Consider the following 14,045-nt stretch of genomic DNA (forward strand, 5'->3'; position numbering starts at 1 on the left):
TAGCTAAAAATTATAAATTATTCAATTGATTATCCGTGCCCTTATCACTTATGGTCCAAAAGAATCCTACAAAAAAGAATTGATCCGCCGCTGGAAGTAAAGCTCTTCTTGAAAAATTACCATTCGCATCTGCCGTAGTTGCATATTGATAGCCGTTGATATTATTAAAGCCCAGCACATTGTTGATAGAAACATAGAGAATTTTTTGGGGACTTAATAAATACGCCCAATTCAGGCTTAGATTATTATAGGATTTCGTTTTGGCATTCAAAAAGCCATCGGTATTAGGATTTGTATAGTTTCTTCCAGATGCAAATGCATAACTAAAACCTACCTGGCTTTTTAGAGCATCCATCCAATATTTACCTACCACAGAGAGGTTGTGCGAATTGACAAAGTTGGGTTGGGCGGCGTAAGGATAGTTTTTATAATCTCGTTCCGTATCCAAAAAGGAATAGCTTACCCAATAATCGACATTTTTGATGTTCTTATTATCACGCCAAAATAAGTCGATGCCTTTGGCAAAACCGCTCCCGGAATTATCAAAATTGGTCTCAAAATCTAAAAACTCCGAATCGTACTTTATCAAGCTTTTATAATTTTTATAATATGCCTCAGCTTTAAATATGCGCCCCTCCGCATTGTATTGGTAATTCAAGATATAGTGCGCTGTGTGCTGCGGTTGAAGTGATTGATCAAACTTTAAGATATCATTATTTGGGTTTTGATAAAAATCGCCATAAGCTAAGGACACCTGACTTCTTTTTGAGGTTTTATAAGCCAAAGACACCCGCGGGGCGATCTCAGTCGCTTTGAACAACTGGCTATAATCTGCTCTTAATCCTGCTTTCAATGCCAACTTTTTTGAAAAAATGACATCGGCTTCAGCAAAAGCGGCAGCAATATCATTCGTGAATCCGTAGCGTTTTGGCGATATCAACTCGTCTTGATAGTTTTCATTAAAATGGGTGGAAAAGTATTCAGCACCAAAATTCAGCTTCAACCGATTGCTGAATCGGCGTTTCAATTTGAATTTGGCGTGATAGGAGTTTTCAGTATCGTCAATCTCACTGTCAAAAACGCCAACATCTGTCTGCCCATGGGCATAACTCAAGCCTCCAAAAACCGACCAAACATCAGTGAGCATACCCTGATAAGTCCCATTAAAATATAGATTATTATCGTTTAGTTTAAAGTGGACACCTTCGGAGTAATTGATGTCTTCTTGGGTCAATTCGAAATTGGAGGTTTCAAAAGCTGTGTATATTTTCAACAATCCCCTATCAAAATGCTGTCTATATACCGCCTCTCCCGAAGCCGACTGAAATGGCTTATCCCAGTCATTCCTGTCTGGAAAAAGAGCGATATAGGGCGCTAGATTAATATAAGAGGCGTTCACACTTAAAGAGCTTTTTTCCCGTTTTCGGGTATTACCAAGGCCGCCGCCCAAGGTCATAATGCCAATTTCTGTTTTGTTCTGATCGGCTTCATCTATAGTATTTAGCAAAAGAACACTGGAAAGTGCCTGACCATATTCGGCAGAATAGCCACCCGTGGAAAACGTGATCCCATCAAACAAAAAAGGCGAATAGCGTCCACGAGTAGGCGTGTTGTTTGTGGTTGGACTATACGGCGTAAACACTCTAATGCCATCTATGAAAATCTGTGTCTCATCCGCTTCCCCACCACGTACAAACAAGCGTCCGTCTTCTGCCACGGTTGTTGTGCCCGGTAAAGTTTGCAAAGCACCGACAAAATCGCCCAAGGCACTCGCTGTGGTCACCACATCTAAGGTGTTCAAAACGGAGACTTTACTATTATCTCCTGCTTCAAAGGTTCCTGCCGAAAGAATGACGGCATCCAAGGTGTTCACGTCTTCACGCAGTTTGATCTCCAAATCGCTCATTGATACCACTTCAGTAGTTTTTTTAAAGGTTTCATAGGAAAGGAAGGAAACCACCAAGGTTTTCATACCCATTTGATCTGTATTAAAAGAAAACAGACCCGAAATATCGGTTGTTCCTCCATCATAGGATCCTTCCAGATAGACGTTGGCACCTTGTATAGGCAGACCTTTGACATCCGTCACTCTCCCTGAAATTGTGATTTGTCCAAAGCTGTTAATAATAGTGAAAAAGATAAGAAAGAAGACTTGTGCTTTCATAAAGGTTGCGTGATTAACTGTTGCCGCAAATGTGTGCAGAATCAAACACAATGAAAATTCTTAAGTTCTGAACTGTCATAATCTAAGGACGAATTGACTTTTAGTATGTGAAGTCAATAGTTCCATCATTTTAGTATCTTAGATCCAAATTCCAACTGATGCTGACCAAAACTGAAAAACAATTTACCGTCCTATTTATGTTGCTCCTTATAGCAGAACTTATCTGTGGCAGTGTCGAAAGCCTTTCAACCTGGCACTACTTTACAAAACCTTCGTTACTGACTGCTTTAATCATCTATTTTTATGTCCAAAGTAAAGAGCTCACCTCAAAAACCAAAGTCATGACCTTAGCAGCACTCGTCTTTTCCTTAATGGGCGATGTGTTATTGATGTTTGTGGACCAATCTCAAAATTTTTTCATGTTTGGATTGGTTTCCTTTTTCTTGGCACATGTATTTTATATCGTGATATTTTGGAAGCGGAGGCATACGAAAACCAATTCTGCTGGTTTAATTACAATTTTAGTGGTCTATGCGATCGGGCTTTTTTATCTCCTCAGAAATAGTTTAGGTGACCTATTGATTCCTGTGATTTTTTATATAATTATTATTTTAATAATCGTCATTACCGCATTTTTAAGACAGGAAAAAGTTTCAAAAATAAGTTTTATTTTAGTGTTTTTAGGTGCTATATTGTTCGTGATTTCAGATAGTATTTTGGCCTTAAATAAATTCTATATGCCATTAAGGTTTTCCAGTATCAGCATCATGCTAACTTATGCTTTAGCTCAATATTTTATCGTTTTGGGGCTTCTAAAACAGCGATAGGCTTTCTCTATAGTCACTAATTAATCAATTAATAATCAGATTGCAACGTCATCATGCATGAAGTGCTGGTTCAACGTACATACCAACCTATTAATATTTCAAAAATAACTACTAATTTCTGTAACAATCGCTATGATTTCTCTACTAACAGTATAACTAACTAACCGATTTGAACAAAGAATTAGAACATAATTTTGTAGCGTTGCTTGAGGAGCATCAGAATATTGTGCACAAAGTTTGTAGGCTCTATACAAACCATCGGGAAGCGCATAATGATTTGTTCCAGGAGGTCACCATTCAGCTTTGGAAAGCCTATCCTAAATTTCGTGGAGACGCTAAATTCAGCACTTGGATGTACCGCGTGGCACTAAATACCGCCATCACCTTATATCGAAAATCCAAACGTACGGTCAACACCTACGAACTGGAAACATTTCAATTTAAGATCAAGGCGGAAGAGTACGATGACACCGAAGAGCAACAATTAAAATTACTTTATCAAGCCGTCCACCAGTTGAATGATATTGAAAAAGCATTGGTCTTTCTTTATTTAGAAGAGAAAGATTATCGGGAAATTAGTGAAACCTTAGGGATTAGTGAGGTCAATGCGCGAGTGAAAATGAACAGGATTAAAAACAAACTAAAAACAATACTTAATCCGTAATTATATGGATGAATTAGAATTATTAAAAAAACATTGGAAACAAGAGGATGCACAGTACCCTCATGTTTCAGCCAATGATATCTATAAAATGATCTTGAAACGGTCATCCTCCATTGTCAAATGGATCTTTATCATCAGTCTGTTGGAGTTTGCCCTATGGACAGGCCTCACCTTCTTTTTAAAAGACTCTAAGAACGCCCAGCATTTTGACAAGATGGACTCTGACTACCTGATCATTCCATTGACCGTTATCGGCTATGTGATCTTGGCTTATTTTTTCTATTTATTTTACAAAAACTTCAGACGCATCTCAGTAACGGACAGCGCCAAAGTACTCATGGAAAACATCATTAGGACGCGAAAAACAGTTAAAAACTATGTGCTTTTCAATTTAATCTTCATGGTCGTTTCCACAATGGTAATAATGTATATTGAATTTGATCAAGACCAAGCCCTGATCCGAAAAACTCAAGCTGCAGCTGCCAATGGGGATATCTTTATGTTCTATGCAAAAACCATATTGATTGTTGCTGGAGTACTTGCGGTTTTTGCGGGTGTGCTATTATTCTTCTATTGGCTGATCTACGGCCTGTTATTAAGAAAACTCAATAGGAATTATAAGGAGTTGAGAAAACTAGAGATGTAAAATAGAATTAAAGCAGCGACTTAAGTCCCGCTACACAATGATCATCAAGACAGACCTGTAGGAATTATTAAAACGGTGTTTCAGCTCACAGAAAGCAACTATGAAACTCCATAAAAACTCAACGATTTGGATGTAATTGCTTCCTGAAGAAACTGGGATCTAAAAGTCGAAATTGAATTTTAAACACGGGTTATTCCTCTACTTTCCTCCATCTTCTAAGTTTGTGCAACGCTTCTTGAGCCATAATTTCTTCCTGCGGAATGACTTTTAGGAACGACGGATGTTGCTCAATGGCATATTCAATCTTCTCTACAATCTGATCAATAGTTTCATTTTCATAATCAATATCCAATGGCTTTTTAATTTCCATGGACTGAAGGATATTTTTCTTCTTGACACGAAGTCCTTTTTTATCAAAAGAACGTCTAAAGCCGTCAATCACGATGGGAACGACAATTGGTTTATAACGTTTGATAATGTGCGCTGTTCCTTTTCTAATAGGCCTGAACGGAGTTGTGGTGCCTTGAGGGAAGGTGATCACCCATCCATCATCCAAAGCCTTGGAAATGGCCGTAATATCACTCATTTTAACCTGGCGATTAACTTCCTTGCCTTCAGCTCTCCATGTACGTTCAATACTGATAGAACCCACATAGGCCAATATTTTTGGCAACCAGCCGTCCTTCATCGTCTCTTTGGCCGCAACGTAGTAAATGTTCAATTTTGGATGCCACAAATAACCGATGTTCTTGATATTGTCATCCCGATCACTCAAACTCGCATTGAACACGTGAAACATGGCCACCACATCTGCAAAATAGGTTTGATGGTTAGAGATGAATAAGACATTGGTATCCGGTAAATTTTTGATGACTTCAGAACCTTCAATCTGCAGTTCGTTAAAGCCTCTAAAACGTCTGTGTGTCATCGCACCTAGGATGCGGATGAGCCACTTTTTTACAAAAAGTATATGTCCAAAAGGGTTTCTTTTAAATAATCCCATTATATTTATTTACGGTTATGAAATTCAATTCGCGAGGCGCATGACCTCAACTTGCCTAAGAAAACAAATTTAGTAAAATCCATAGCTTAGAGCACTTTTTTTAACAAGTCTTTTATTTCACTGAGCATCATGGCTGTTGCACCCCAAACCGTATGGCCATTCAATTTAAAAACGGGCACTTCCACCTCCTTTTCCAACGAAGTCATGAGCATTTCAGAACCAACATGGGCATCATTGACAAAGTCAGCCAAAGTAACCTCTATCAAATCTTCAACCTCATCATCCTGTTTCAAAAACTGGGGCGTCTTATGTGTCACTCCTAAAAAAGGATACACGGTAAAGTTACTGGGCGGAATATAGAGCTTGGTGAGGGCCTTTAAAACCTCCATGTCTTCTATGGGCACACCTACCTCTTCAAAAGTCTCCCTTAAAGCAGCATATTCCAGTGAGGGATCTTCGGGTTCCAGCTTACCTCCCGGAAATCCTACTTGGGCCGAATGGACGCCTTTATAAGTTTTTCTCAAAATTAAAATCAGCATTGTGCTGTGATCTTGATCCGGATAAAACAAAGCCATAACGCCTGCCTTCTTTGAATACTTCATGAGCTCACGTTGCTTCTCAATCAACTCAATACGATATTTAGGCGACATTTTCAGCTGTGATTCATGACCTGGAAGTGGAATATGTTCTATTTTTGAAATAGATTTTAAAAATGTATCAAAATTCATTCAGATATGAGAATTTTAATGTTCATTGGCGTGTTTTTCATCTTTCTTAATTGTGAAGATAAACAATCTCGCCAAAAAAATAGTCATTCCACTGTAGATTCCTTTCCTTCCGGAGACATTCAAGTCAAAAAAGACACCGTTGCAAAAAAGACGCGTAAATTCCCAAAACTCACCGATGAAAATGCCATGGACTTTTTCCTCGAGTACGAAAAGGAACATAAAGAGAACAAAGTGAGAATTACTACCGATTTCGGAACAATAGACATCCTTCTGTTTAATGAAACCAAATTCCACCGTGCCAATTTCATCTTTTTGACCAAGCAACAATATTTTGATAATACCCAGTTTTATCGCATTGTCAACAACTTCGTCATTCAGGCTGGCAATAGCGATGATGTATCCATAGCCGAAAAACGTCAAGAAATAGGACAATACCTCCTACCTATAGATACCAATCGGGGTGTTCTACACGACCGGGGTGTGATCAGCATGCCCAGTAGTGAAATTGAAAACCCTCATAAGCTGGCCTCTCCCTATCAGTTTTTTATCGTGCAACAGCAAGGTGGCGCACATCATCTGGATGGCAGTTATACGGTTTTTGGAAGAGTGATAGACGGCATGGATGTGGTAGATACCATTGCCGCTCAAGAGACAGATGGCTCAGAATGGCCTTTAAGGAACATTTACATCCGTAAAGTAGAAATTATAAATTAATTAAGAAGATTGAGTCTTTAATTCGATATCTTGGAACTCTTTAAAATTTAACACTAAAACTAATGACAAAACACAACCTGAAACACATTAAAACCTTGAGTTTATGTGTCCTGATTGCCTTTACAAGTTGTAAAGACGATGAAAAAAAAGAAACCAGCATGACTAAAACTGACAATATCCTATTACAAGAATGGACAGGTCCTTATGATGGTGTTCCTGCTTTTGACAAAATGAACGTTAAAGACGTGAAGGAGGCTGTTGAAAAAGGCATGGAACTGGGCTTAGAGGATATTGAAAAAATAGCCAACAATCCTGAGCCTCCAACTTTTGAGAATACCATAGTAGAAATGGAACGCTCCGCAAAAGACCTGACTCGCGTTTTTACCTACTACGGTATCTTGAGCAGCAATATGTCATCGCCTGAATTCAGGGATCTCCAAGCAGAATTAGCACCTAAACTTTCGGATTACAATTCTAAAATATCCCAAAACGAGAAATTATTCCAAAGAATTAAAGCCGTGTACGACGCTTCACAAACAACACCTTTAGAAGCCGATCAGCAGCGTGTGGTTGACTTGACCTACAAAAGCTTTGAAATGAATGGTGCCAATCTAGATACAGAAAAGAAGAAGCGCTATGCCGAAATCAACAAAGAGCTCTCTTCTATCTATACTAAATTTTCAAACAACGTCTTACATGATGAAGAGAATTATGTGACTTACTTGAATGAGGACCAATTGGGTGGACTTTCAGAATCTTTTGTCAAATCGGCGGCTAAAATTGCTTCGGACAAAGGTCAAGATGGGAAATATGCCATTACCAACACACGGTCTTCAATAGATCCGTTTTTGACTTATTCTACCGAGCGTGAATTGCGCAAACAAGTGTGGACCAATTATTATTCTCGTGGTGATAATGCTGACGCATACGACAACAACGATTTAATTGCCAAAATCTTACAACTCCGCAAAGAACGCGTAGGCTTGATGGGTTATGATAATTATGCTGAGTGGCGTTTACAGGACAGAATGGCAAAAACACCAGAAAACGCCATGGACTTGATGATGGCTGTTTGGCCAGCTGCTATTGCAAGAGTGAAAGAAGAAGTTACTGATATGCAAGTTGTAGCCAATGAAATTGGTGATAAAATCACCATTGAACCTTGGGATTACAGATATTATGCCGAAAAAGTACGCCAAAAGAAATATGATTTGGATAGTGAAGAGGTGAAACAATACTTACAACTTGATAAACTGACTCAAGCCTTATTTTATACCGCTGGACGTTTGTTCAATTATGAATTCACTCCAGTTCCGGAAGGTAGCGTACCTGTTTTTCATGACGATGTAAAAGTTTGGGACGTGACCGATAAGGATTCTGGTAAACATATTGGTTTATGGTATTTAGACCCATTTGCACGCGAAGGAAAACGTTCTGGCGCCTGGGCAACAACTTACCGTAGCCACACTACCTATGACGGTGAAGAAACCGTATTGGCGTCTAACAACTCCAATTTCGTAAAACCTGCTCCAGGCGAGCCTGTTTTAGTGTCTTGGGATGATGCGACCACGTTTTTCCACGAATTTGGACATGCTCTACATTTCTTCTCTTCAAATGTGAAATATCCAACCTTAAATGGTGGAGTTAGGGATTATACAGAATTCCAATCACAATTATTGGAGCGCTGGTTATCTACCGACGAAGTGATCAACCAATTTTTGGTACATTACAAAACTGGCGAGCCTATTCCAGCAGCATTGGTTGCAAAGATCAAAAATGCAGCGACCTTCAATCAAGGTTTTGGGACGACCGAATATTTGGCATCGGCCTTAATAGACATGAAATTGCATTTGGCAGATCCAGAAAATATTGATATTGATAAATTTGAGCGTGAAACCTTAAATGAAATGAAGATGCCAAAAGAATTGGTGATGCGTCATAGAACACCACACTTTGGACATGTGTTCTCAGGTGAAGGTTATGCCACAGCTTATTATGGCTATATGTGGGCAGATGTGTTGACGGCCGATGCATCCGAAGCTTTTAGGGATGCTCCAGGAGGATTCTATGATAAAGACCTTTCCGCAAAATTGGTGAAGTATTTATTCGCTCCAAGAAACTCCATGGATCCAGCAGAAGCTTACCGCTTGTTTAGAGGTCGTGATGCAAAGATTGAAGCTTTGATGAGAGATCGAGGTTTCCCTGTTCCGAAGAGTTAATTAAAGAATTTCTTACACTATTGAAAGCCGCGTTTTTAACGTGGCTTTCTTTGTTTAGTGATCAAAAATCTGCTTCGTGAAATAGCTGGAAAAGAATTTGAGAAAACACATAATTAGTCGTGTAGTCGTGGCTAAAACACTTATAGAGACTAAAGTAGCCGCAATATAATTGTAGGGTTTTAACCTTTAACTAGATAATAAAAACTCTCTACAACCGCTATTCTTTTCAGTTCTATTTTTTAAGAGTCTTATATTAAACCGATCTATTGGGATCATTCTTATACAAGTTTGGCAAACTGATATTAAATTTCACCGCAATCAGCCTTACAGAAATAACCACAGCGCCCGCAATCATAAATACCACATTATCATCAATGGGCAGTTGTCTTAAAAGAAAATAGGTGATGCCTCCTAAAATACAAGCGGTCGCATAAATTTCCTTTGTTCTAAAAATGACTGGAATTTCATTAGACAAAATATCTCTGATCACCCCACCAAAACAAGCTGTGATCGTTCCTAATGAGATACAAATAAAGGGATGCAACCCGGCCGACAAACCTTTTTCAATACCTACAACCGTATAAAGTCCGATCCCAATCGAATCAAACAACAATAAGGACGTGCGCAGATAATTGATCTTTCGTTTGAAAGCTACGGTAAAAACAGTCGCAGCGAATATAACATATACATACGTCATGTTGGTCATCCAGGTCACTGGGGTCACCCCAATGAGAATGTCTCTTAAGGTCCCACCACCTACTGCGGTCACAAAAGCAATAATGAGCACCCCAAAAGGATCCATTTTTTTATTCATCGCGACAGATACACCAGAAATGGTAAAAGCAATAGTTCCGAGAATGTCAAGGGTTTGTAGAAACATAGTTTTTCCGAAAAATTATAAGCGGACAAAGATAGCAACACGTATTGGGCAATCTGAAACTTTAATGGGATAAAATGTGAATTTGGGTGTTTTTGAAGGTTTTATGAAAAAATAAAACATGAAATTCACTTTGGATCTCACTTGAAGAGATCCCGCCCAAAAGCGGGATAAGCCCTTCGACTGCGCTCAGGGCAAGCTTATCGCACAAGTTTTATGAAAAACAAAACTTGAAACTTTTCTTGGAACTACAACAGAGGGATCCCGCCCAAAAGCGGGATAAGCCCTTCGACTGCGCTCAGGGCAAGCTTATCGCACAAGTTTTGTGAAAAACAAAACTTTAAACTTTTCTTGGAACTGCGACAAAGAGATCCCGCCCAAAAGCGGGATAAGCCCTTCGACTGCGCTGAGGGCAAGCTTATTGCACAAGTTTTGTGAAAAACAGAGTTGAAACTTTTCTACGAACTGCAACAAAGAGATCCCGCCCAAAAGCGGGATAAGCGACTCACACATATTTTCCGAAAAGGAAAATATGGTTCGCTGCTTACATACTCTGCGTATAGTAATTATAATCTTTTAAAATGGTGTCTATGAATTGAATATCATTACCATTGACAGCCTTTACTCCTATCACTTCCGTTATTTTATTCCGCAGTTTTATTAGGGTTTGATAATCATTGGCGGATTTTGCAGCAGTGAAAGTATCCTTGATAATGCGCGCATCGTTGTCTGAAAGCTTGATTACTGTTGGATAAGTTGGTTTATAATCGTCATCCAGGTGCTCCAAAATCGTGTGACTTATATCGACCTTGTCTTTTAATAAAATCACTGAAGTGCCGGCAGCCATATCTCCCAAACGTTGCGACCTTTTGCTGAAAAGAATCACAAAAAAGCCCATTCCGAAAATATAGATATCTACGATCCTAAAAAACCAACGCACCACATAATCGGCAAGAGAAGCTTGATACCCATCAATCTTAACCACTTTAATTTTCATGATTTTCTTTCCAAATGTTTGTCCTTCCATAAGAGCTTCCAAAACCAATGTATAGAAAACAACCGGCAGGCCAAGTAAGGTATTGATGCCAATTTGCGACCATTGGTCCATATCCTGAAAAACACCTAGGCTCATGTTTAAAATGGTGATATAACCTATCTTCAGGATCATATCAATAATAAACGCCATCAAACGTTCGCCCACCCCAGATGCCGTAAAATTAATTTTTACATTTTGGGTTGTGTTAATTTGTAACTCTGACATTTTATATTTTATTTTAACGTCTATATGAGAGAAGTTGCGTTTATCAAGCAAAATAAGGAAAAATGGCTAAGTTTTGAAACCGCCATCTTCAATAATGATTTTAAAAATCCCGATGAACTTGCGTCACAATATATTCAATTAATTAACGATTTATCCTACGCGCAAACTTACTACCCCAAAAGTAAAGTAATTACGTACTTAAATCAATTAGCAGCCAAAGCTTTTCAAAAAATATATAAGACCAAACGCGAAGACAGCAATAGAATCGTTGCTTTTTGGAAAACTGAGGTGCCATTGATTATGCATCAATATCGAAAATTCGTCTATATCGCTTTCATCATTTTCACAATTTTCACGGCTATTGGCGCAATTTCAGCAGCGAATGACGGCGAGTTTGTCCGCTCCATTTTGGGTGACGAATATGTCAACATGACCTTAGAAAATATTGAAGCCGGCAATCCTGTGGCCGTTTACAAAAGCGGCAGCAACTGGGGAAGTTTTATAGGCATTACCGTCAATAATTTGCGCGTCGGCGTCATTGCTTTCGTTTTGGGCATTTTTGGCGGGCTCGGCACTGTTTACATCTTATTTAAAAACTGTATCATGTTGGGCTCCTTTCAATATTTTTTTTACGAAAAGAATGTGTTTTGGGAAAGTGTCAGAGGGATTTGGATCCATGGTTCAATGGAGATTTTCGCCATTGTCATTGAAGCAGCAGCAGGTTTGATCTTAGGCGCAAGCATTCTATTCCCAGGGACACATTCAAGGTTTACGTCTTTTAAGGAAGGTGCCAAAACTGGGGTTAAAATAGTGATCAGCACCTTCCCCTTCACCTTTTTCGCTGGATTCCTGGAAGGGTTTATCACAAGATATTCACAAGAAATGCCCAAATTAATCTCCGTTGGTATTATCTTGGTCACTTTAGGATGTATTAGTTACTATTATTTAATTTATCCGTTTGTTGTCAAGAAAAAATTGGATGCGCAACTGGTTCCCATAATCGCTTAAATGAAACTTCACCTTACGCTTATAGTTACGGTCTGTATGATTCTGCTCAATGGAAACACATCACTTTGGGCGAAAATATCTGTACAGCAACCTCAAAACGAGCGTCAATTTAAAGAGGGTTTTAAGGATAATTATTCTGGCAGGAAGTATAATTATGAAGGAAAGGCAGCAGTGCGTTCTAATTCATCAAAACATGGAGACGCTTCCAAATACTCTCAAAACAGGCCGTATGTAAACGAAGATAATGACGCGGATAATTTCTCATTTGACTTTAGTATCTTCAATTGGTTGTTTATCATCATTCTGATCCTAGCTTTGCCTTATCTGGCCTACACCTTGTTAAATGAAGGAAGCAGTCATCTGTTTTCGTTTAGAAAGAATGAAAAATTACAGGCGTATGGAGAAATCACTGCTGAAAACATAGCGCAGGCCGACATTAAAGCACTCATCACCAACGCCGAAAACACAAATGATTACCGATTGGCCATTCGGTATTATTATTTATTGGTATTAAAACAACTGAACCTCAAAAACTTCATTAAGTATGAGGATGATAAAACCAATGCAGATTATATGAATGCTATTGCATCTCAAAACTTCAGTAAAGGTTTTGCCTATACCTCCTACATTTACGATTACACTTGGTATGGTGAGTTTTCATTAAATAAGGAACAATACCAATTGGCCAAAGACAGTTTTGTTCAACTCATTAAAGAGATCAATTCATGAACAAAACCTTAATCGTTATACTTGTCATCGCCGCAACTATTATTACCATTGCTATCACAGTGGACTATGGTAGCAATCGGACCGTAGATTGGACAGAAAGCTATAATGAAAAGAGCAATAAACCCTATGGTGTAAGTGTGTTTTATAAGGAGTTGCCTAAGCTTTTTGACGGTCAACTTATGAAAACCATCTACTACTCGCCTTACAACTACTTTTATGCGAATTCAGAGGATGGCTATGGCGATCATGTCGCAGAAGGGAATTATATATTGGTAGGCAATTCAGATTATTTGGAACTTGCAGATGTGGAGGAACTCTTGATTTTTGCCGGCCGTGGCAATACGCTTTTCATGTCAGACTACAACTTCCCTCAATCGCTGTTGGATACCTTAAATTTGACTGTAAAAGTTCGTAAAACCCAGGACAGCATTGTAGAGCTAAACTTCGTGCATCCTCATTTAAAACCCAAAAATACGCAAATCGACAAAAGCGATAGTGCGTCCTATTTTTCAAGATTTGAAGCAGAGAACCACAAAACTTTGGGCTATGTCAACAATGATCTTAATTCGACCAATTTTCTAGAAGTTCCTTTTGAAGACGGCAAAATATTTTTGCATTTGGAACCAAAGATTTTTACCAATTACAATATTTTAAAGGACGATCGCTACCAGTATGTTGAAGGCGTTCTGTCTTATCTACCCAACGAGAATATTTACTTTGACTCCTACACCAAGTTTTTTGATTCCAATTATGGTGATGCTGAAGAAAAATCAAATTTGAGTTGGTTTTTGCAACAAACGTCTTTTAAATGGGCCTGGTATTTGGCTTTGCTGTTGACCTTTTTATTTATGGTTTTCAATGCCAAAAGAAGACAGCGTATCATCCCCATTATAAAACCGCTGGAAAACACAACCGTCGGATTTGTGAAAACAATCTCCAATCTTTATTATGAAACCCAAGACCATAAAAATCTCATCGATAAGAAAATTACCTATTTTTTAGAAAAGATAAGATCCGATTATAATTTAGACACCACCAATTTAAACGAAGAGTTTATCACCAAACTCTCCCAAAAATCTGGCAAGAAGATAGAAACCGTTAAAAAAACTATTAATTTCATCAATTGGTTGCGCACCAAAAATGAGTTTTTTGAAGATAATCTTTTAAAACTCAATAGACACATTGAAGAATTTTATTCATAAACA

General features: G+C 38.5%; 13 protein-coding genes. 8 read left to right on the top strand and 5 right to left on the bottom strand.

The window, feature by feature from the left end; genetic code table 11:
- Positions 1 to 10 precede the first annotated feature (10 nt).
- Entirely contained in the window at positions 11 to 2,164 is a 2,154-nt protein-coding gene (locus ESZ48_RS14700) for a TonB-dependent receptor (RefSeq protein ID WP_129018259.1), read from the bottom strand.
- A 158-nt stretch (positions 2,165 to 2,322) separates the two neighbouring features.
- On the opposite strand from ESZ48_RS14700, the gene ESZ48_RS14705 reads away from it, so the two are divergent.
- From ESZ48_RS14705 to ESZ48_RS14715, 3 genes are all read left to right on the top strand, one after another.
- Positions 2,323 to 2,991, top strand: a complete 669-nt coding sequence (locus ESZ48_RS14705; RefSeq protein WP_129018260.1) for a lysoplasmalogenase — start codon at positions 2,323 to 2,325, stop codon at positions 2,989 to 2,991.
- Positions 2,992 to 3,160: 169 nt separating this feature from the next.
- Positions 3,161 to 3,655: an RNA polymerase sigma factor gene (locus ESZ48_RS14710; protein WP_129018261.1), complete on the top strand. Its 495-nt coding sequence runs from the start codon at positions 3,161 to 3,163 to the stop codon at positions 3,653 to 3,655.
- 4 nt (positions 3,656 to 3,659) lie between these two features.
- Positions 3,660 to 4,301, top strand: a complete 642-nt coding sequence (locus tag ESZ48_RS14715) for a hypothetical protein (protein ID WP_129018262.1) — start codon at positions 3,660 to 3,662, stop codon at positions 4,299 to 4,301.
- Positions 4,302 to 4,491: 190 nt separating this feature from the next.
- On the opposite strand, the gene ESZ48_RS14720 is transcribed toward ESZ48_RS14715, so the two are convergent.
- Together ESZ48_RS14720 and ESZ48_RS14725 are read right to left on the bottom strand one after the other, a co-directional pair.
- Positions 4,492 to 5,304, bottom strand: coding sequence for a lysophospholipid acyltransferase family protein (locus ESZ48_RS14720; protein WP_129018263.1), 813 nt, complete (start codon positions 5,302 to 5,304; stop codon positions 4,492 to 4,494).
- A gap of 86 nt (positions 5,305 to 5,390) precedes the next feature.
- On the bottom strand, positions 5,391 to 6,032 hold the full coding sequence (locus ESZ48_RS14725) for an NUDIX hydrolase (RefSeq protein ID WP_129018264.1): 642 nt from the start codon (positions 6,030 to 6,032) through the stop codon (positions 5,391 to 5,393).
- 6 nt (positions 6,033 to 6,038) lie between these two features.
- On the opposite strand from ESZ48_RS14725, the gene ESZ48_RS14730 reads away from it, so the two are divergent.
- Positions 6,039 to 6,746 (top strand): peptidylprolyl isomerase, encoded by a 708-nt coding sequence (locus ESZ48_RS14730; RefSeq protein ID WP_129018265.1) that lies wholly within the window; start codon positions 6,039 to 6,041, stop codon positions 6,744 to 6,746.
- A 62-nt stretch (positions 6,747 to 6,808) separates the two neighbouring features.
- Entirely contained in the window at positions 6,809 to 8,965 is a 2,157-nt protein-coding gene (locus tag ESZ48_RS14735) for a M3 family metallopeptidase (protein WP_129018266.1), read from the top strand.
- Between the two features lie 253 nt (positions 8,966 to 9,218).
- Here the strand turns inward: ESZ48_RS14735 and ESZ48_RS14740 are convergent, their stop codons facing one another.
- Together ESZ48_RS14740 and ESZ48_RS14745 are read right to left on the bottom strand one after the other, a co-directional pair.
- Positions 9,219 to 9,845, bottom strand: a complete 627-nt coding sequence (locus ESZ48_RS14740) for a trimeric intracellular cation channel family protein (protein WP_129018267.1) — start codon at positions 9,843 to 9,845, stop codon at positions 9,219 to 9,221.
- Positions 9,846 to 10,386: 541 nt separating this feature from the next.
- Positions 10,387 to 11,103, bottom strand: coding sequence for an RDD family protein (locus ESZ48_RS14745; protein WP_129018268.1), 717 nt, complete (start codon positions 11,101 to 11,103; stop codon positions 10,387 to 10,389).
- Between the two features lie 24 nt (positions 11,104 to 11,127).
- Between ESZ48_RS14745 and ESZ48_RS14750 the strand changes: the two genes are divergently transcribed.
- From ESZ48_RS14750 to ESZ48_RS14760, 3 genes are read left to right on the top strand one after another with little or no spacing between them, the layout of a single operon-like run.
- Positions 11,128 to 12,111: a stage II sporulation protein M gene (locus ESZ48_RS14750; RefSeq protein ID WP_129018269.1), complete on the top strand. Its 984-nt coding sequence runs from the start codon at positions 11,128 to 11,130 to the stop codon at positions 12,109 to 12,111.
- A complete protein-coding gene (locus tag ESZ48_RS14755) occupies positions 12,112 to 12,840 on the top strand; it encodes a hypothetical protein (protein ID WP_129018270.1) in 729 nt (242 codons plus the stop codon).
- A complete protein-coding gene (locus ESZ48_RS14760) occupies positions 12,837 to 14,042 on the top strand; it encodes a DUF4350 domain-containing protein (RefSeq protein WP_129018271.1) in 1,206 nt (401 codons plus the stop codon). The genes ESZ48_RS14755 and ESZ48_RS14760 overlap by 4 nt, the downstream gene beginning before the upstream one ends.
- The last annotated feature ends 3 nt before the right edge of the window (positions 14,043 to 14,045 follow it).

It is taken from the genome of Gelidibacter gilvus (genome assembly GCF_004115975.1).
GTDB lineage: Bacteria > Bacteroidota > Bacteroidia > Flavobacteriales > Flavobacteriaceae > Gelidibacter > Gelidibacter gilvus.

Bases quoted from the DNA above. Each gene is read 5' to 3' on its own strand.
- ESZ48_RS14700 (WP_129018259.1), bottom strand. From the start codon at position 2,164: ATGAAAGCACAAGTCTTCTTTCTTATCTTTTTCACTATTATTAACAGC.
- ESZ48_RS14705 (WP_129018260.1), top strand. From the start codon at position 2,323: ATGCTGACCAAAACTGAAAAACAATTTACCGTCCTATTTATGTTGCTC.
- ESZ48_RS14715 (WP_129018262.1), top strand. From the start codon at position 3,660: ATGGATGAATTAGAATTATTAAAAAAACATTGGAAACAAGAGGATGCA.
- ESZ48_RS14720 (WP_129018263.1), bottom strand. From the start codon at position 5,304: ATGGGATTATTTAAAAGAAACCCTTTTGGACATATACTTTTTGTAAAA.
- ESZ48_RS14725 (WP_129018264.1), bottom strand. From the start codon at position 6,032: ATGAATTTTGATACATTTTTAAAATCTATTTCAAAAATAGAACATATT.
- ESZ48_RS14730 (WP_129018265.1), top strand. From the start codon at position 6,039: ATGAGAATTTTAATGTTCATTGGCGTGTTTTTCATCTTTCTTAATTGT.
- ESZ48_RS14735 (WP_129018266.1), top strand. From the start codon at position 6,809: ATGACAAAACACAACCTGAAACACATTAAAACCTTGAGTTTATGTGTC.
- ESZ48_RS14740 (WP_129018267.1), bottom strand. From the start codon at position 9,845: ATGTTTCTACAAACCCTTGACATTCTCGGAACTATTGCTTTTACCATT.
- ESZ48_RS14745 (WP_129018268.1), bottom strand. From the start codon at position 11,103: ATGTCAGAGTTACAAATTAACACAACCCAAAATGTAAAAATTAATTTT.
- ESZ48_RS14750 (WP_129018269.1), top strand. From the start codon at position 11,128: ATGAGAGAAGTTGCGTTTATCAAGCAAAATAAGGAAAAATGGCTAAGT.
- ESZ48_RS14755 (WP_129018270.1), top strand. From the start codon at position 12,112: ATGAAACTTCACCTTACGCTTATAGTTACGGTCTGTATGATTCTGCTC.
- ESZ48_RS14760 (WP_129018271.1), top strand. From the start codon at position 12,837: ATGAACAAAACCTTAATCGTTATACTTGTCATCGCCGCAACTATTATT.